Origin of the sequence: Butyricimonas sp. DFI.6.44, assembly GCF_022132345.1 — a bacterium.
GTDB lineage: Bacteria > Bacteroidota > Bacteroidia > Bacteroidales > Marinifilaceae > Butyricimonas > Butyricimonas muris.
The window spans coordinates 444,895-463,652 of sequence record NZ_JAKNJD010000001.1 but is presented as its reverse complement, the minus strand read 5'-3'; the positions used below and the strand labels follow the sequence as shown (position 1 = coordinate 463,652).

11 protein-coding genes, 2 tRNA genes and 1 pseudogene are annotated in these 18,758 nt (G+C 45.4%); 5 read left to right on the top strand and 9 right to left on the bottom strand.

Annotated features, from left to right (window positions below; genetic code table 11):
• Positions 1 to 219 precede the first annotated feature (219 nt).
• Positions 220 to 693: pseudogene (locus L0M98_RS22640) on the bottom strand (hypothetical protein); the annotation flags it as partial.
• A 281-nt stretch (positions 694 to 974) separates the two neighbouring features.
• Between L0M98_RS22640 and L0M98_RS02095 the strand changes: the two are divergent.
• The 3 genes from L0M98_RS02095 to L0M98_RS02085 all read left to right on the top strand — a co-directional run bounded on the left by L0M98_RS02095 (position 975) and on the right by L0M98_RS02085 (position 6,514).
• Positions 975 to 1,958 carry a DUF6340 family protein gene (locus tag L0M98_RS02095; RefSeq protein ID WP_227214763.1) on the top strand — a complete coding sequence of 328 codons (984 nt, stop codon included), beginning with the start codon at positions 975 to 977 and terminating at the stop codon, positions 1,956 to 1,958.
• A 13-nt stretch (positions 1,959 to 1,971) separates the two neighbouring features.
• On the top strand, positions 1,972 to 3,129 hold the full coding sequence (locus tag L0M98_RS02090) for an iron-containing alcohol dehydrogenase (protein WP_227214762.1): 1,158 nt from the start codon (positions 1,972 to 1,974) through the stop codon (positions 3,127 to 3,129).
• 160 nt (positions 3,130 to 3,289) lie between these two features.
• Positions 3,290 to 6,514: a UvrD-helicase domain-containing protein gene (locus L0M98_RS02085; RefSeq protein WP_227214761.1), complete on the top strand. Its 3,225-nt coding sequence runs from the start codon at positions 3,290 to 3,292 to the stop codon at positions 6,512 to 6,514.
• Positions 6,515 to 6,587: 73 nt separating this feature from the next.
• Here L0M98_RS02085 and L0M98_RS02080 read toward each other — a convergent pair whose 3' ends face one another.
• A complete protein-coding gene (locus L0M98_RS02080) occupies positions 6,588 to 7,988 on the bottom strand; it encodes a DUF5723 family protein (protein ID WP_227214760.1) in 1,401 nt (466 codons plus the stop codon).
• A gap of 202 nt (positions 7,989 to 8,190) precedes the next feature.
• Here L0M98_RS02080 and L0M98_RS02075 point away from each other — a divergent pair.
• Positions 8,191 to 8,263 (top strand) — tRNA-Met (locus L0M98_RS02075).
• 106 nt (positions 8,264 to 8,369) lie between these two features.
• Here the strand turns inward: L0M98_RS02075 and lpxA are convergent.
• The 4 genes from lpxA to L0M98_RS02055 are packed head-to-tail and all read right to left on the bottom strand — an operon-like array spanning position 8,370 to position 14,950.
• The gene (gene lpxA, locus L0M98_RS02070) at positions 8,370 to 9,149 is read right to left on the bottom strand and encodes an acyl-ACP--UDP-N-acetylglucosamine O-acyltransferase (RefSeq protein ID WP_227214759.1); all 780 of its coding nucleotides are present in this window, start codon (positions 9,147 to 9,149) and stop codon (positions 8,370 to 8,372) included.
• 19 nt (positions 9,150 to 9,168) lie between these two features.
• Positions 9,169 to 10,551 (bottom strand): efflux transporter outer membrane subunit, encoded by a 1,383-nt coding sequence (locus L0M98_RS02065; protein WP_227214758.1) that lies wholly within the window; start codon positions 10,549 to 10,551, stop codon positions 9,169 to 9,171.
• A gap of 6 nt (positions 10,552 to 10,557) precedes the next feature.
• Positions 10,558 to 13,731 (bottom strand): efflux RND transporter permease subunit, encoded by a 3,174-nt coding sequence (locus tag L0M98_RS02060; protein WP_227214757.1) that lies wholly within the window; start codon positions 13,729 to 13,731, stop codon positions 10,558 to 10,560.
• Positions 13,732 to 13,759: 28 nt separating this feature from the next.
• A complete protein-coding gene (locus L0M98_RS02055) occupies positions 13,760 to 14,950 on the bottom strand; it encodes an efflux RND transporter periplasmic adaptor subunit (protein WP_227214756.1) in 1,191 nt (396 codons plus the stop codon).
• Positions 14,951 to 15,189: 239 nt separating this feature from the next.
• On the opposite strand from L0M98_RS02055, the gene L0M98_RS02050 reads away from it, so the two are divergent.
• Positions 15,190 to 15,720 carry a GNAT family N-acetyltransferase gene (locus tag L0M98_RS02050; protein ID WP_186975437.1) on the top strand — a complete coding sequence of 177 codons (531 nt, stop codon included), beginning with the start codon at positions 15,190 to 15,192 and terminating at the stop codon, positions 15,718 to 15,720.
• Between the two features lie 67 nt (positions 15,721 to 15,787).
• On the opposite strand, the gene L0M98_RS02045 is transcribed toward L0M98_RS02050, so the two are convergent.
• From L0M98_RS02045 to L0M98_RS02035, 3 genes are all read right to left on the bottom strand, one after another.
• Positions 15,788 to 15,860, bottom strand: a tRNA-Met gene (locus L0M98_RS02045).
• Between the two features lie 168 nt (positions 15,861 to 16,028).
• Complete coding sequence (locus L0M98_RS02040; protein WP_099294563.1) at positions 16,029 to 18,059, bottom strand: transketolase family protein; 2,031 nt, start codon at positions 18,057 to 18,059, stop codon at positions 16,029 to 16,031.
• A gap of 213 nt (positions 18,060 to 18,272) precedes the next feature.
• Positions 18,273 to 18,755: a CYTH domain-containing protein gene (locus L0M98_RS02035; RefSeq protein WP_227214755.1), complete on the bottom strand. Its 483-nt coding sequence runs from the start codon at positions 18,753 to 18,755 to the stop codon at positions 18,273 to 18,275.
• Between the last annotated feature and the right edge of the window lie 3 nt (positions 18,756 to 18,758).

Here is an 18,758-nt window from a genome sequence, read left to right as displayed (position 1 = left end):
TTCTCTCCGTATATTATGGCGACCAACTCCTGACTAGGTTCTGACTAAGTCCTGACTAACTCCTGTATAGACAGGACTTGGTCAGGACTTAGTCAATACTTGGTCAATAGGTAAGTGCCATGAAACACGGAGAATACTCTTTTCAAAGCATAGTTTGTTATGATTATTTCAAGAAATTTCCTCCATGAATTCCTCGTACAAAGCCACGGGACTGTAATGTCACAACTTAGTACTTTCATTTTCCAGTTTCTTGTAGGTTTTGGAATGATAGAATTTTCGTATAGCATCAATCATGGAACCTCTATGCTCTTTCACGTATATTTGCGCGAAAAGACTGACTTTGGAGGATAACAGCAAATACCGACTTCGGGTATGTAATCTGTCCAACCTTAATATGGAAGGGATTATAATAGATTTATTTCTTCGAGAGAGTCCGGTCATTTGAACAATAATATCCGGTGCTATGCCAAAAGATTTCATATTCTCGGCGATTTCTCGTTGTTTTTTCTTTTCTCCCTCTGCTAATCCTTTTTCAATTCCTTTCGCTAATCCTCGTTGTTCTGCACTGTAATAGAGTGTTTTTTCGACGCTGATAATATCCCAGAATTTCTCGTACCCTATGTGCGGTGTGAATTTTGGCAATTCCACGAAAATCAATTGTAAGCCATCAATAACCTTATCAGAGTTCTCCACAATGTCAGGTCTGCCTTGGGGTTCAGGTATCTCATGGTTGGTCTGTATTTAATTTATTGTTTAATAACAACAAACATAGTGAATTAAATCGAGAATTGTTTATACGCTTACCCGTGTTTTCGTTAAATACCGTGAAAAATAAAACTTTGTTACGCTAGTCTTGGTTATTTTCCGGAATATGTCTAATTTTAAAACATCGTAATACCACCATCTTCGGATGTCAATGACGAATTATGGTCTGGTTTTTGCAAGTTTGAATATTGAATTAAAGGAATAACCTCATGGGAAATAGTGTAAGATATAGTTTAAGGACCGCTTGGCGAACAATAGGGGCGTGTCTGTTATTGGGTTGTCTCGTGTCGTGTGGCAGCTACAAAGTATTGGATATTGATGTGTTGAAACCGGGGGGAATTAATCTGGGGAGTGGTGATGCACAGGTAATGTTTATAGACCGGAAGATCGTTCACGTGTCGGATTCTCTCTCGGCACAGCAATTATATACTTCTTTGCGGTTGAGGCGGGATAATCTGGTGAATTGCTTCTATGACGGGCTTCGTGACGGGTTGCGTAACGGGTTGCGTCCCGTGTTGTTGGTAAGAGGGTTAGGGTTGACGCCGTTATACGTGCCTGATGGTTTCGAACCGGAGCCTGTAACCCCGGAAGAAATTCGGGCGTTGGGGAAAAATTCCCGGTTGACGCACGTGCTTGCCGTGGAATATTGTAAATTTAATCTTGATTTTTCAGGTCGTTTGCTATTGGATGATAATATACTCGTTCGTTTGTATGATGCTAACGGACAAGTGGTGGATTCGATGAATAGCAAGAAAATGGAAGTGAAGCATAGCGTGTACGAGGGTGAGGATGATTACGCCACGATTTGTAACTTCTTCTATGACAAGGGATGGAGTTATGCCGAGCGACTGACTCCGATGTGGACACCGGAGAAACGCCGGATATACACGGGCAATCGTTTGTTAAGTTTGGGGTATCAGTTATTCCAAGAAGAGAACATACCGGAGGCACGCCGGATATGGGAGGCGGCGTTGGCGTTGAAACCGAACGTGGCGGCACAAGCCGCGGTCAATCTTGCTTGGCTTTACGAGAAAGACGGGAATTTTTCCGGGGCAAAGGCCTTGTTGGAAGCTGCAGCAAAGACGCTGCAGAAAGCTAACGTTGATAATAAATTGTCCGTGTATATCATGGATTATATCGCAACTCTCGACAAGCGGATAAAAGATGAAACTAAAATAATGGAACAGATATAAACGAATTTAAAGCATGGAAAATTTCAATTATTACAATCCGGTAAAAATACTTTTCGGGAAAGGAAAGATTGCTGAAATCGGGAAATGGATTCCCCGTGGAATGAAGATCATGATGACCTACGGCGGTGGGAGTATCAAGAAAAACGGGGTATACGCTCAGGTTATGGATGCCCTGCAAGGATTTGATATCGTGGAATTCCCCGGGATAGAACCGAACCCGCATTACGAGACGTTGATGCGTGCCGTGGAGTTGGCAAAACGTGAGAACGTGGGCTTTCTGCTTCCGGTGGGTGGTGGTTCCGTGATCGACGGGACGAAATTCATTGCTGCCGCGATATGCTTCGAGGGCAACGAACCGTGGGATATTGTTGCCAAGGGAGCAAAGATCAATGCGGCACTTCCTATCGGGACAGTGTTGACGTTACCCGCCACGGGGTCGGAAATGAATTGCGGGGGCGTGATTACCCGCGAATCCACGAAAGAGAAGCTGGCGTTTCGTTCACAACACGTGTTCCCGAAGTTCTCCGTGCTTGATCCGACGGTGACGTATTCACTGCCGACGCGTCAAGTGGCTAATGGTATCGTGGATACTTTCGTGCACGTGATGGAGCAGTACTATACTTTCACGGAACGTGCCGAAATACAAGACCGTTTCTCCGAATCTATTCTGAAGACTTTGATCGAGATCGGACCTCGTTTGATTCAGGATGAAACGCCGAACTATGACGATCGGGCAAATTTCATGTGGGCTGCCACTATGGGGCTAAACGGGTTGATCGCTTGCGGTGTAACCGAAGATTGGTCTACTCACCATATAGGTCATGAACTGACCGCGTTCAACGGGTTGGATCACGGGATTACACTGGCAATCGTTTTGCCGGGAGTAATGAGCGCCACGAAGATGAAACGTCGGGAAAAACTGTTGCAATATGCCTCACGGGTGTGGAATATTGACCCAACTCAACCCGATGCCTGTGATCAAGCTATCGCTCGAACGGAACAATTTTTCAATGAATTGGGAGTGAAAACCCGTTTATCCGATTACGGCGTGGGAATCGACACTATCGACCGTATCGAGAAACGTTTCCGTGACCGGGGGATGTTTGCCTTGGGCGGCATTGACGACGTGAACGTGGATAACGTGAGGGCGATATTGACGTCAAGACTCTAATTAATTGAAAGTTGAAAATGGAAAATTGAAAATGATATATTCCCGGACGTGAGGACTATTATTTTTACAGTTTTCCATTTTCAATTTTGTATCATAAATTGAAGTTGAAAATATAGGAATACCTTTCATTTTCAATTTTCAATTTTCAATTTTCAATTGTATGTTGCAAGTTTATCGGGCTTCTGCGGGTGCGGGAAAGACTTTTGCTTTGACGATGGAATACTTCAAGATCGTTTTTAACTCCCCGTTGGAGTACAAGAACGTTCTGGCGGTTACGTTCACGAATAAGGCAACGGAAGAGATGAAATCCCGTATCGTGAGAGAGTTGAATAAGTTGGCGGAAGGGCAGAAGAGCGATTACCGGGAGGATTTGAAGCGATCGTTGCGGTTGTCGGATGAACAGGTGAAAGCCCGCGCGGAAGTGTTGCGCACGCTGATCCTGCATGATTACGGGCGGCTCGCGGTAACGACGATCGATCGTTTTTTCCAGCGTGTGATCAAGGCTTTTACCCGGGAACTCGGTATATTCCCCGGTTATAACGTGGAGTTGGACAGTGATTACGTTTTGCAGCGTGCTGTCGATCAAGTGATGCAGCGTATGAACAAGGACAGGGAGTTGGGGGCGTGGATTACCGAGTTGATGAATGATAGCGTGGAGGATGCCCGTTCGTGGAGCGTGAAGTCAAAAATTGCCGAGTTGGGAAAAGAACTTTTCGGCGAGAGTTATATGCTTTTCGATAAGGATGTACAAGAGCGTTTTAGTGACCGGGATTTCTTGAAAATATACAAGCGTTTCCTGCAAGGTATTATTACCGGGTTCGAGAAACGTTTGCAAGAATACGGGCGAATAGGGTGCGTGTTTATGGAAGAGCAGGGACTGCATGTCGAGGATTTCAAGGGAGGCAAACGTTCGGCGGTCACTCACTTTTATAAATTGAAGGATAAAAATCTGGATGGCATCACGGCTACTATCCGTAAAGCAGTTGATAATCTTGACGAATGGGTGACCAAAAGCATGGATGCCGCCAGTCGTGCCCGCGTGGAGGATGCTTACACGACGTTGAACACGTGGTTGCGGGAGAGCGTGGAGTTTTATGACGAGCATCTCCGGGATTACGTGTCGGCTCGTTTGTTGTCGGGTAACCTTTATCAATTGGGAATATTGAATGATTTGTACGGGGAAGTCCGGGATTATTGTGACGAGAAAGGACTTATGTTGTTGAGCGACACAACCCGTTTACTCAATACTCTGATCGCGGGTAACGATACTTCTTTCCTGTTCGAGAAGACGGGAAACTTCTACAAGCACGTGATGATTGACGAGTTTCAAGATACTTCCACTATGCAGTGGGCGAATTTCCGTCCACTAATCGTGAACACGCTTGCCGAGGGCGGACGGGCGATGCTTGTAGGCGACGTGAAACAGAGTATCTACCGTTGGCGCAACGGGGATTGGCGCTTGTTGGCGGAAGGCGTGGAACGTGATTTTACGGCTTTCGGGACTGATAATATCGTGTTGGGGCATAATTGGCGAAGTAGCCGGGAGATCGTGGAGTTTAACAATCGTTTTTTCGTGCAGGCGGCGGGGCAATTGAAAGAGTTGTATGATGCGGAGTGCGGGGAGGATAATGTTTATTCCCGCTCGATCGCGGAGGCATATAATAAACCGGAACAGTTGGTTAGCCGTCCCGGTAACGGGTACGTGGAAATTCGTTTCGGCGAAGAGAAGCAGGAGGAGGGAAGTGATACAGCTATTATGGAAGAGGTCGTGGCTATTGTCAATGATACCGTGCGTCGCGGCGGTCACCTGAAAGATTGTGTTATCTTGGTCCGTAACGGCAAGGAGGGGGCTTTTGCCGCCGATTACCTGATAGAATATAATAAACGGGAGGGAATACCTTTTCCCGTGACTTTTATTTCCAACGATTCGTTGTACGTGTCATCGTCGCCTTACGTGGAGTTGATTATCAACGTGCTGCGTTATATGGTGGAGCCGTATGATGCTGTAAACCGTACCGTGTTGCTTTACAATTACCGTACATTCGTGAAAGGGGAGAACACGGCGGAAGACGACGAACTTTTCAAGGCGGGCGGACAGGCGGAGAGTTTTCTCGACACGCTTGATATACCGTTTCTGCGTGAACCGGAACGATTGGTTTCGGGTTCCCTGTTCGAGATCACGGAAGAGATTATCGAGGCTTTCGGGTTGAAGAACCGTACGGAAGAGCTGCCTTATCTGATCGCTTTTCAAGATATCTTGTTTGAATATGAACGGAATAACACGAATAGTTTGCCGGTGTTCCTTGAATGGTGGGAGAAAGAGAAAGATAAAAAGGTGTTATCCACTTCCGAGGAAACGGATGCCGTGCGAATACTCACGATACATAAATCCAAGGGGTTGGAATTTAAGTCGGTTATTATTCCCTTCTGCGCGTGGGATCTCGATGATACCCGCCACGGGCGACGGATATGGTGTCGCAACCGGGAGGAGGGATTCCGGGATTTGGAATATGCCCCGTTAAATTACTCTCCCAAGTTGGCGGACAGTCATTTTAGGGAGGATTACATGGAAGAGCACATGAAAGCATACGTCGATAACTTGAATTTGCTTTACGTGGCTCTGACACGGGCGGAGAGGGAATTGTACGTGTTGCCTTACGCGCCAAAGATCAGTAAAGAGGGTAAACCTTCGGATATCGGGGCATTTCTTTATCAAGTGTTGGAACAACTTGCCCTGCCGGAATGGGACGGTGAGAATTTGTGTTTGCGCATCGGGCGGCAAGAAGCGATTCCTGTTTCGGGGAAAGTGAATGACGATAATACATTGAGTTTGTCGGAATACCCGATATATAATTTGAATGGTCGGGTAAGCGTGCGCTACAAGTACGAGGACTATACCGATCCGGAAAATATAGAAACTTCAGCAGTAGACGAGGGGAAGATGTTGCACGAGATTTTCCGGCGTATCGAAACCGTGAATGATATTGATCGGGCTGTCGGTGATATGTACCGTGCAGGATTGATAAATAACGATGAACGGGCGGTGTACCGGGAGCAGGTGGTCGGTTACTTGAAAAATAACGTTCCTTCGGAATGGTTTGACGGTAAATACAAAGTTATTAACGAACGGGATATTCTTTTTAAAGGGACTGGAAAAGCTCGTCCAGACCGGGTAATGACAGACGGCAGGAAAGCCGTTGTCGTGGATTACAAGTTCGGGCGGAAAGAGGAGAAATCCTATCTTCGTCAAGTTGGTTTTTACTGTAAGACATTACGCCAAATGGGATATACCGACGTGTCGGGATATATCTGGTATGTCACGTTGGACAAAATCGTACCCGTGTATACCGAGAGTACACCTGTTCAGTTGCAGCTTTTTGATTGAATTTCTTTAAAACTTAGAATAAAAAGTGGTCGGAAGAAATTCCGACCACTCGTGTTTTTTAGCCTTTTTTCTTTTATCTTCTATAATCAAGTCTTTTTTTACCGAGAGGGATGCTGCATCCGATATAAGCGTTTGCACGGTTTGCATCGCCCGGGGCCTTCGTCATTAAATAGTCGGAACCGATGAAGATGGGACCTAATTTCAGACCGATACCCACGGTTTTGAATTCACTATGCAGGAATGAATAACTCAACGTGGCTCCGAACCAATTTCTCGGACGATAGTTCGCTGAAACTGTTAATTCAGAATAAGAACTCGGAAGGGTGAATTGAGTGGAGGAGAGGACACCGAAACCGAGTTTGTTGTTCAGTAACGTGATCTCTGCACCGATGTTTAAGGTAGAACGAAGTGTCGTTTTACGGCTTTTGGCTTCACCTTCTTGGAATTGGATCAAATCGAGGTCAAAGATGTCCGTGTTACTAATGTAGTTTTCGTAATCATCGGGATTGATATTTTCCCAGTCGTTCGGATCATAATCGTCCGGGTTAATGGAACCTATGATTTCTCCATAAGTATGTGAACCTTCGGTCGTGGCTATCGTGGTGTGTGATTTAGACCAATTGATAAAACCTAAATCCAAAATAGCGGCTGAAACGGTCAAGTTGTTTAATATTTTGTAGCTTGCACCCAAGTCAATGCCGAATCCGAAACCGGAAATTCCCGGTGAATCGATATCAATATCATTGATATACTCGTGTTCTGAATCGTACTCAAGTTTTAAGCCTTTCATGGATGCTTCCAATTTTCCTTTCGTGGTAACTTCCCATTTTTGCATGTCGGAACCTGCATTCACGTAGATTTTGTCTATTTTGGCATCAAGGTTACCTACACCTACTAATACTTTGAAGCGTCCCCCGATATTCAGTTTGTCTGTCACCGGACGGGAATATCCCAAGCCGATTTCAGAGAATACATCAGCATGGAGTTCCATGTTCCTGATATCGTATTCTTGTCCTAAATCTATTTCCGCGTAACGGGCAAATTCAAACATCGTTTTCGGGATAGAAGCACTGACAATCGCTCTCGCACCCAGATTGACAGTCCAAAATCCTTTACCACTATAAAAACCGAAAGAAAGGATATCGGTCGTGAAATCAATGTTCATCGTGTTTTTGCTATCCAAACGATTCATGAACTTGTCACTTTCGAGGAAGCCGTTTTTGTTTTCGATGATATCCACGAAGTCATCGATAGATAGTTTGTTGGAAGAAATGGATAACCCTAACGCTCCAATGGCCGGAATATTGAAATATCCTCTGGCGGGTTGTAAAGCCGGATTCATTTTTAATCTCGCCGGAACGTTGTCCATAAAATAGGAAGTACGAAGCCCTTGAGCGTACCCGTTCGTGACCCCTAAAACTGTCAGCAAGCCCACCACACAAGCTGCTTTCAGCAATTTGAAACTTTTTTTCATAAATAAGTGTCCTTTTAAATATGCAATATTGATAATTTCCTTATGCAAAATTGAGATTTTATTTTAGAATAGCAAAGGAATTTTATTACTTTTTTGTGACGTTTTAGAGGAAAAGGGGGATATTTGTTGTTTCATTATTTGGAAGTGAATATAAGAAACACTATCTTTGCACTCGCAAAACAGGAAATGTTTTGATGAACATTGCGGGATGGAGCAGTTGGTAGCTCGTTGGGCTCATAACCCAAAGGTCGTCTGTTCGAGTCAGGCTCCCGCTACAAGGAAAAGAGATTGAAAGTTCAATCTCTTTTTTTATTGTATTCAATAAAAAATCTCCCCCTGTAGAGGAGGAGATTCTCGGAACTGTATTTTGCTTCTATGTAGTTACATCGTGACTCCAATGATTCCTTTCATGGAACTTTCCAGAAAATCAATGATTTTCTGAATTTCCGGACCAATGGATATGGTTTCCTTGATTCTTATCAATGCGTTTTCAAGGCTGGTACTACATTGGTATATCTGGCGATACGCTTTCGCGATATCGTCGATGGTGTTTTCGTTCAACGCGTCCTCTTTACGCAGGATGGTCGCGTTTATCCCGTAATAGCTGATCGGGTTATGTGCTGCCACGATATAAGGGGGCACATCTTTATTTGCCCGACAACCGTCTTTGATGAAAGCCCATGTTCCGACACGGCATCCGTGTTTCACGATCACGCCGCTACCGAGAATGACACAATCTTCAATGACACAGTTCCCGGCGGTTTTTGCCCCGTTGCCGATAACACAGGTATTTCCCAGATGAGTGTCATGTGCCAGATGGACACCTTCCAGAAGGAAATTGCCATCTCCAATGATGGTGCAATCCGTGGTGTTCGTTCCCCGGTTGATGATAACTTTTTCACGGATGGTATTGTTGTTACCGATTCGCAGGATCGTGTCATCACCCTTGAATTTGAAATCCTGTGGAGTGGCACCGATAATGGCTCCATGATAAATCGTGTTGTTTTCACCCATGCGGGTGCCGCTTAGCACGCTGGCATAAGGCATAATCGTGCAATTGTCACCGATCTCTACATTATTATCAATGTAGGCGAAAGGATGAACGGTCACGTTCTTTCCTATTTTCGCGTTTGGAGCAACATAAGCTAATGGACTAATCATATCTGTATGTTTTTGAGGTTTATTCTGTTCGTCCGCCGCCTAACGCGTGGTACAAATTCACGACAGCCTGCATGCGCTGGAATTCATCGGATATTCCCGATAGTTGAGCGCTTAGCAGGGATTGTTGAGCTGTTAATACTTCCAAGTAAGTGGACGTCCCTAAAGTTAGTAATTCTTGCGTGTAATCGACAGATTTTTCCAAAGAAAATATTTGTTTTTCCCGTTGGATGATTTTGTCCTGTGCCGTCTGGTATTGAGTGAGGGCGTTACTAACTTCGCTTCCGGCGTTCAACAGACTTTGTTCGAAACTGATCATGGCCTCTTCCTGTTGTGCTTTGGCAATCCTCAACCGTGCCGTGAGGGCTCCTTTATTAAAAATCGGTTGCGCGAGGGACCCCACTGCCGTGGCGATCATCTTACCGGGATTAACGATGCCCATTCCGGAATTGTTTGTCCACCCCAGAGTTCCGTTGATCGTTAATTGCGGGTAGAAAGACGCCCGAGCTTGATTCGTGTTATAGAAAGTGGAAGCGAGAGCCATTTCCGCCGCTTTCACGTCCGGGCGGTTTGATAATAATTGAACCGGAACGCCCGCGTTTAGCAAGGTAGGCAGATTCTGGTCTTCCAACTTGCCTCTTTCTATTCTTTGAGGGGCTTGTTTCAACAGGAGGGACAACGAGTTTTCCGTTTCCCGGATGCTTTGCTTTAAATCGGGGATAGAAGCGGCAATCATGTAACTGTTTGCTTCGCTTTGTGCTATCGCGGCTTCGTTTACCATGCCGGCTTCTTTCATGGCTTTCATGGTTTCCACGCTTTTTTGCCAGAGTAACGCAGTTTCTTCTGTGATAGCCAGTTGTTTGTCTAGCATCAACAACGTGTAATAAGCATTAGCGATAGCGGAAATAACTTGTGTCTGAACCGCTTGTTTATACGCTTCACTTTGTAGTAACATGACTTTAGCACCTCGTTTGGCATTTAATAATCTTCCGAACAGGTCTATTTCCCAACTGGAAACTACCGGTAGGGTATAGGTTTGTGAGGCTTTCATTTTGTCAAAACTGCTCACTGTTCCTTGGGGAGATAATCCCAAGGAAGGTAAGTATGCCAGACGGGAGGACATTAAGCCTGCCTCTGCTTCTTTCACTTTCAGCACGGCAGTCTGGAGATCGCTGTTTTGTTCCAGACCTAACCGGATCAATTGTTGTAATTGAGGATCCGTGAACACTTCTTCCCACGGTAGATTACCCATGTTTGTCGTGTCTGTAGTCAAGGTGTCCGTCACGGAAACGGGATCACGATACAAGCCTTGAACATCTACTTCCGGGCGATTGTATTGCTTGTAGATGTTACAGCTACTTAGCAAGGCCCCTAGACTGAGGGCGTATATTGTAACTCTTTTCATTATTCTTTATTTTGTGTATTGTTCAATTTCAGATTCCAGTTCGGAGTTATCCGTGTCATGCCATTCGATCGGTTTGATCTTTTCCTGCAAGTATTGGAATGCCACGAATAATGCCGGTACCACGAATATCTGACAAATCATACCGATAAACATACCACCGATGGCTCCCGTACCTAAGGTACTGTTACCGTTGGCTCCCACGCCACTGGCAAACATCAACGGCAACAATCCGATAACCAAAGCCAATGAGGTCATCAAAATCGGTCGAAGACGGGCAGAAGCACCCAACACGGCAGCGGAGACGATACTCATGCCGGATTGCCGGCGTTCCAAGGCGAACTCGGTAATCAAAATGGCGTTCTTTGCCAACAACCCGATCAACATGATCAATGATATCTGCAAATAGATATTGTTTTCGACACCCATGAATTTAGCGAATATAAAGCTACCCATCAACCCGAACGGTATGGACAGGATAACTACCCAAGGTAATATGTAACTTTCATATTGTGCACTTAATAACAGGTAAACGAATACCAGACAGAGCAGGAAGATCATGGCTGTCGTACCGCTGCTGGAATTTTGTTCTTCACGTGTCATACCGGAATACTCGAAACCGTATCCCGTGGGCAAGGTTTCTGCGGCTACTTCCTGTATAGCTTGAATGGCTTGTCCGGAACTGTATCCGTCGGCAGGAGAGCCGTTCACGCTCATGGCGGTAAACATGTTGAAACGCTTGATGTTGTCCGGGCCGTATATTTTCCGTAAGGTAATAAACTGTGTGATAGGAGCCATTTCGTTTCCGTTTCTGACCATGATTTGGTTAAGTGTTTCGGGATTGACCCTAAAATTGGCATCAGCCTGTATCATTACCCGGTATAGTTTACCGAAACGGTTGAAGTTGGAGGCGTACATACCACCGTAGTATCCTTGTAACGTGGTTAGTAACATATTCGGGGTTAGTCCCGCTTCTTTACATTTGGCCACGTCGATGTCTACCATATACTGGGGATAGTTCGGGTTGAAAGAGGTACGTGCGGTGGCTATTTCCGGACGTTCATTCAATTTTTCGAGGAAGTTTTGTGCCACACTATAAAAGTCGTCCAGACTACCTCCGGTTTTATCCTGCAGGTTAAATTCGAAACCGTTCGTGATACTGTAACCCGGAATCATGGGAGGTGCGAATAGAAGTACCCGTGCATCCTTTATCAAACCTTGCGTTTGCATGTAGAGTTGTCCGATAATACTATTAATATCTTCGCCTTTACCGCGCTCGTCCCAAGGTTTCAACCGGCATATAAATGTTCCGTAGGAACTACCTTGCCCGGCAATGAAACTATAACCGGCAACTTCCGTGCGTCCGTCGACAGCCGGGTTGCTTGCAATCAAACTGTCCACTTGAGCCAGTGCTGCCCGTGTTCTTTCCAAAGAAGTGGCAGGAGGGAGGTCTACAATAGCAAAGAAGGTTCCGGTATCTTCGTTAGGTACTAAACCTGATGGGGTAGACCTCATCAAGAGAATCAATATAACAATACTTACGGCAACGCTTATAAAGCTGATAACCTTGTGGTTGATAAAGAAATTGACACCTTTTTTGTATTTCTCGAGAGTTACGTCGTAAGCGGTATTGAATGCCGCATGGAAACGATTGATCAATCCTTTTTTATGCCCTTGTTTATTTTTATCATGCGGTTTCAGAAATATGGCACACAAGGCAGGACTCAATGTCAGTGCGTTGATTGCCGACAAACCGATAGCAACAGCCATGGTCAGACCGAACTGACGATAAAAAGTTCCGGAAGTACCTGTCATGAAACTCACCGGGATAAACACGGCCATCATCACGAGGGTAATGGATACGATAGCACCGGAGATTTCACTCATGGCATCGATAGAAGCTTTAAGAGGTGATTTATACCCTTGGTCGAGCTTGGCATGTACCGCTTCAACGACGACGATAGCATCATCGACGACTATGGCGATGGCCAACACGAGCGCGCAAAGAGTCAGCAAGTTCATACTGAACCCGATTAATTGTAACACGAAGAACGTACCGATTAACGCCACGGGTATCGCTATGGCAGGGATTAACGTGGAACGGAAGTCCTGCAAGAAGATGAATACAACGAGGAATACCAAGATGAATGCTTCGATCAAGGTTTTCAGCACTTCGTGGATGGAGGCAAACAGGAAATCATTTGCGTTCAACAGAATACTGTATTCCACACCCGGGGGAAAATCCTTGGAGGCATCTTTCAGTAAGGCCTCGATATTATTGATAATTTCCGTGGCGTTTGAACCTGCAGTTTGGAAAATCATACCCGTTACTCCCGGGTGCCCGTTTGAACGGGTGGCAAAACCATAACTCAAACCTCCCAGTTCGATGCGGGCTATATCTTTCAGTCGAAGGATTTCTCCGTCGGACGTGGCACGAATTACGATATCTTCAAATTCTTCGGTCGTTTGTAGACGACCTTTGTATTTCATGATATATTGAAAAGATTGATCTCCATTTTCCCCGAACTGCCCCGGGGCTGCTTCGATGTTCTGTTCTGCCAGAACGGCGGTTACATCCGAAGGCATCAGTTTGTATTGAGCCATCACGTCCGGCTTCAACCAGATACGCATGGAGTAATCGGCTCCCAGCACCATGGCGTCACCCACACCGGGTACACGTTGAATCTGGGGGATTAGATTAATCTTCACGTAGTTTTGTAGAAAGGTTTCATCGAATTTATCATCCGAGCTAAAGACAGTAAATCCCAGCAACATACTCGTTTGCCGCTTGCTCGTGATAACTCCGACTTGAGTAACTTCGGCAGGCAGGAATCCCTGTGCTTTCGCTACGCGGTTCTGCACGTTCACTGCCGCCATATCGGAGTCCGTACCTTGTTTGAAATACACGTCAATAGTAGCTTCTCCGGTGTTGGTGGCGGTGGATGTCATGTACATCATGTTTTCTACACCGTTGATTTGTTCTTCCAACGGGGCTATGACACTGTTCAGTACCGTTTGGGCATTTGCGCCCGTGTAAGTAGTGCTCACGTGTATCGTGGGGGGAGCGATATCCGGGTATTGGGTTACGGGAATGGATACCAACCCCAGTATACCCAAGATCACGATGATAATGGATATAACCGTAGAGAGTACGGGACGTTTTATAAATCTATCTAATTTCATAATTTCTCATTCATTTTAGTGCGTGGTTCTAGTGCTTGGAGCCTTGTTGGGCGATAACCTGCTGACGTTTAGCGGTGGCCTCTGCCACGGTAATGGGTTTTACGGTCATTCCGTCTCTCACGGTTGTTCCGACTCCTTCTACCACGATACGGTCTCCCGTGTTAAGCCCCGAGGTTACCACGTAAGTTTTTCCGTCGTTCACGGGAAGGATTTTTATCTCTGTCATTTTCACGATAGAACTGTCGTTTACCACGAACACGAATTTCTTGTCTTGTATTTCCATGGTTGCTTTTTGGGGAATAATAATGGCCTTGTCATCTTCTTCAGGTAACAAGATTACTCCAGACCCTCCGCTACGCAATATGCCGTTCGGGTTCGGGAAAGTAGCTCGCACGCTGGCTGCTCCGGTTGTCTGGTCGATAACTCCGCTTAAAGTTTCGATTTTACCTTTTTCATTGTAAATGGAACCGTCGACCAATTGAAGTTCCACTGCCGGCATTTGATTCAAGGCACCTTGAGTAGCCCCGTTGCTTTCACGCATCAATTTGAGGATATCTTTTTCATTCATGGAGAAGTAGACATACATTTCCGAGTTGTCGGAAACCGTGGTCAAGGCTGTAACAGAACTCGGGCTTACAAGACTTCCCACGCGGAAAGGTATTTTCCCGACAACCCCGTTAGAAGGACTCGTCACGTTCGTGTAAGAGAGGTTTTTCTCCGCGTTGATTAATTGAGCCTCCGTTTGGGCTAGGGCAGCTTTTTGTGAGGCGAGCGTGTTGTTCGCCATTTGCAGTTCGTACAAACTGATAATATTTTTCTCTGCCAGTTTCTCTTTGTTTTTCGCTGTTAATTCCGCGGTTGCCACGTTTGCCTTGGCTACGTTCACTGCCGCACGAGCTACATTGACAGCTTCTTCGTATTGAACGGGGTCAATGACAAACAGGGTTTGCCCTTTTTTCACTACCGCTCCTTCATCCACGCATAATTTCGTGATAAATCCACTCACGTTCGGACGAATTTCCACGTCTTGACGTCCTTTGATTGTTGCCGGATAAGCGTTGTTCAACTTAGACACGCTTGTTTCAATGGTCATTACGGCGTATTCCGGTGCTCCGGCTTGTTGACCTTGCTGTTGACCTCCACAAGCAAAAAGGGTTATCCCCAATGCGATTCCAAAGAATCGTTGAGATAAAGTAATCATTGACTTTTGCATTTTCATATACTGTCTTTATTTAATTGTGTTCAATCTTGTATATATTTTGCGCTAAATAGGCAAACGCCGTACCAAATTGATGTGATAAAAAATTATTTTTTGCTCTTTTTGCGAAAAAGGCCTGCAGAATAGGGCAGTTAAATATTTTTACACATTGATGATACGTGATAACATAAAATCGGGTTCGGGAAATTTAAACTTGATAGAGAATTATTATATTTGTAAATATTTTATATGGAAACGTGATGATGAACTTGATAAGAATAACAGAACCCGGGGATATCCGGTTACAAAGATTGATACCGCTTTACGAGGAGGCTTTCCCGGAAAATGAAAGAAGGGATATCAAGCAATTGCAACGCTTGATTCTTGAAAAACCGGAGATGCATTTCAACGCGATAGAGTGTGACGATACGCTGGCAGGATTGTTTATTTATTGGGACTTGCATGATTTTTATTACATGGAGCATCTTGCCGTGTTTAGCCAAATGCGTAACCTGAAAGTCGGACAGCAGGTGCTGGATTATATCACGGAACATTTGAGCGGTTTACGTTTGCTTGAAGTGGAACCCACCATGGATGAAATGACCACCCGTCGGGTGAAATATTACGAGCGAAATGGTTACGAGATACTGGATAAATCTTATATACAGCCGTCATACCGGGATGAGCGTGATGCCGGTAATTTATGGATCATGGGGAATCACCGGACAGAGCGTTTGCAGGAATTTATCGAACGGATAAAACAGGTGATTTATAGGGACAATTATAGATGATATGTTTTGTTATTTTTGTTTCTTTAGAGAAAAGAAAAAAGGATCAATTTCTCGATCCTTTATTTTGTAGCGGGAGCCTGACTCGAACAGACGACCTTTGGGTTATGAGCCCAACGAGCTACCAACTGCTCCATCCCGCAATGTTAGTCAAAACTATCACCGTTTTGCGTGTGCAAAGATAGTATGTTTTTATTATACATGCAAGTGTTTCTGCTTTTTTTTAGAATAAATAAAATTAAAAGGAAGGAATGAGGTATAAAAAAAGGAATAGTTAGAACTATTCCTTTTGATATTGAGTAGGTTGTGGGTTATTTGCCCAACATTTCGCAAATCTCGTTGAACACGTATTCTCCCGTGAACCCGAATTTCTCGTCGAGTACTTTCGCGGGTGCGGAATACCCGAAGTGATTTACACCGTGGATACGACCGTTGCAACCGACCAATCCTTCCAGTGTAACGGATAATCCTGCTGTCAAGCCGAATTTAGGTTTGTCAGCGGGGATTACTTGTTCTTGGTATGATTTATCCTGATGACGGAACAATCCTTCCGAAATCACGGATACAACACGTGAAGTGATACCCTTGCGCTCTTGGAGTAATTTTGCTCCTTCAACCAAAGTCGAAACTTCAGAACCGGAAGCGATTAGTACCACGTCGGGGTTCTCGGCAGTCGCACATACCACGTAAGCACCTTTCTCGGCTTGTAAAGCCTCATCGTAACGGTCTTTCCCCGGGAGATCGGTAATATTCTGACGGGAAAGAATCAACGCAGTAGGAGTGGAGGTGTTTTCCATGGCCATTTTCCATGCAACAGAGGTTTCGGCAGCGTCAGCCGGACGTAATGCCAGTAAACTCATTTTACCGGAATGGTTATCCATTTTCTCCATCAAGCGCAATTGTGCTTCATGCTCTATCGGTTGATGTGTCGGTCCGTCTTCTCCCACGCGGAAGGCATCGTGCGACCATACGTATTTTACCGGTAATTCCATTAATGCGGCAAGACGTACAGCCGGTTTCATGTAATCGGAGAACACGAAGAAAGTTCCGCAAGCCACGTGTATCCCGCCGTGGAGAGCGATACCGTTGCAAATAACAGCCATCGTCAACTCGGCAACACCCGCTTGTAAGAAGGCTCCGCTGAAATCGCCTTTCACGAGGTCACGTGCACCACCCTTGATAAACCCGTCCGTCTTGTCCGAGTTGCTTAAGTCGGCAGATGATACAATCATGTTTTCCACCTGTTGAGCCAATGCTACCAGTACATCTGCCGATGCGGCACGAGTGGCGATATTAGGTTTGTGTTGAATAGCTTTGTAATCAATCTCGGGAGCCGCACCGGATAAGAATTTATGCAATTTAGTTGCCAGTTCCGGGTTTGCTTTTTCCCATGCTGCTTGTTCTGCTTTCTTTGCTTTCGCGTAAGCCCGTTTCTCGTCAAGTACTTTAGCGTAGAACTCGGCTACTTCCGGGAATATCACGAATGGATTTTGAGGATCACCGCCCAAGTTCTCGATTGTCTTTTCGATAGAAGCTCCCGCACCCGTTAAAGGTTGCCCGTGAGTGGATACTTTATCGGAGAAATCTTCCCCGTTGGGTCCCATGGCGCCTTTACCCATCAAGGTTTTACCGATAATCAGCGTGGGACGCTCTTTTTCTTCATTAGCGGCTTTCAGTGCGGCTATAATTTCCCCGGCGTTGTTCCCGTTAATCGTGAGCACATTCCAGCCCCAAGCCTTGTATTTGGCGGCAGTATCCTCGCAAGTCACTTCGTTCACGCGGGTGGATAATTGTACCTCGTTGGCGTCGTAGAACATGATTAAGTTGGACAATCCCAGCGTTCCGGCAATACGTCCGGCACCTTGAGATATCTCTTCTTGGATACCCCCGTCGGAGATAAACGCGTAAGTCTTGTGAGCCATCCATTCCCCGAAACGGGCAACCAGAAAACGCTCTGCAATAGCGGCACCTACAGCCATGGCATGACCTTGACCGAGAGGTCCGGAAGTATTCTCCACGCCTCGTTTGTGGTCCACTTCCGGGTGACCGGGAGTCACGCTGCCCCATTGACGGAAGTTTTTCAAATCTTCCATGCTGTACGTGCCAATCAGGCTTAACATGGAATACAACATCGGCGACATATGTCCCGGGTCAAGGAAGAACCTGTCACGGTTTGCCCATGTCATATCATCCGGGTCGAAGTTTAAGAATTGAGAATACAACACGTTAATGTAATCAGCACCACCCATGGCTCCGCCCGGGTGACCCGATTTAGCTTTTTCAACCATAGAAGCTGAAAGAACGCGGATATTGTCCGCTGCTCGATTAAGGATTTTCTCCATGCCTGTATTTTTTTGATGATAATTTTTAATTTTCGGCAAAGGTATGTTTTTCACTTGGGAATTCAAAGTCTTATAGTTCATAAAGTTCATAAGGTTTGTAAGGTTTAAAAGGTTTATAGACCCCCGCGGGGCGCTTGTCTACGTCAGCTTTTTTTGCCGATAAAATCACCCGTAATTCTTATAACTTTATGAACCTTATGAACCTTATAAACTTTATGAACCTAACGTATTCCACTTCGTGTAAGGATTTTTACTCAACAGGGCATTGTAATATCTTTCATCGCCGGTAACTTCTTCACCTAACCATGCGGGGCGTTCGAAATGCTCACTTTCGTTTGCCAGTTCAATTTCCGCGAGTACCAATCCGGCATTTGCCCCGTGAAATTCATCGACTTCGAAAAGATGATTCCCGTGGGGAACGAGATAGCGGGTTTTGTCGATGATTCCCGGTTCACAAAGTTGCAATAGTTCTTTTGCTTCTTCCGCGGGGATTTCCTTTTCCCACTCGTATCGGCTGGCTCCGGATTCATTTCCGGCGCCTTTGACGGTAAGGTATCCTTTATCCCCCTTGAGCCTGACACGTACGGTACGCTCCGGAACCGAGGAGAGATACCCTTGCGTGATTCGGGTAGATTTTGATGCGTCGGTCTTGTAATCTCCTTTTACCAGAAACTTGCGTTCTATTTCTAATCCCATTTT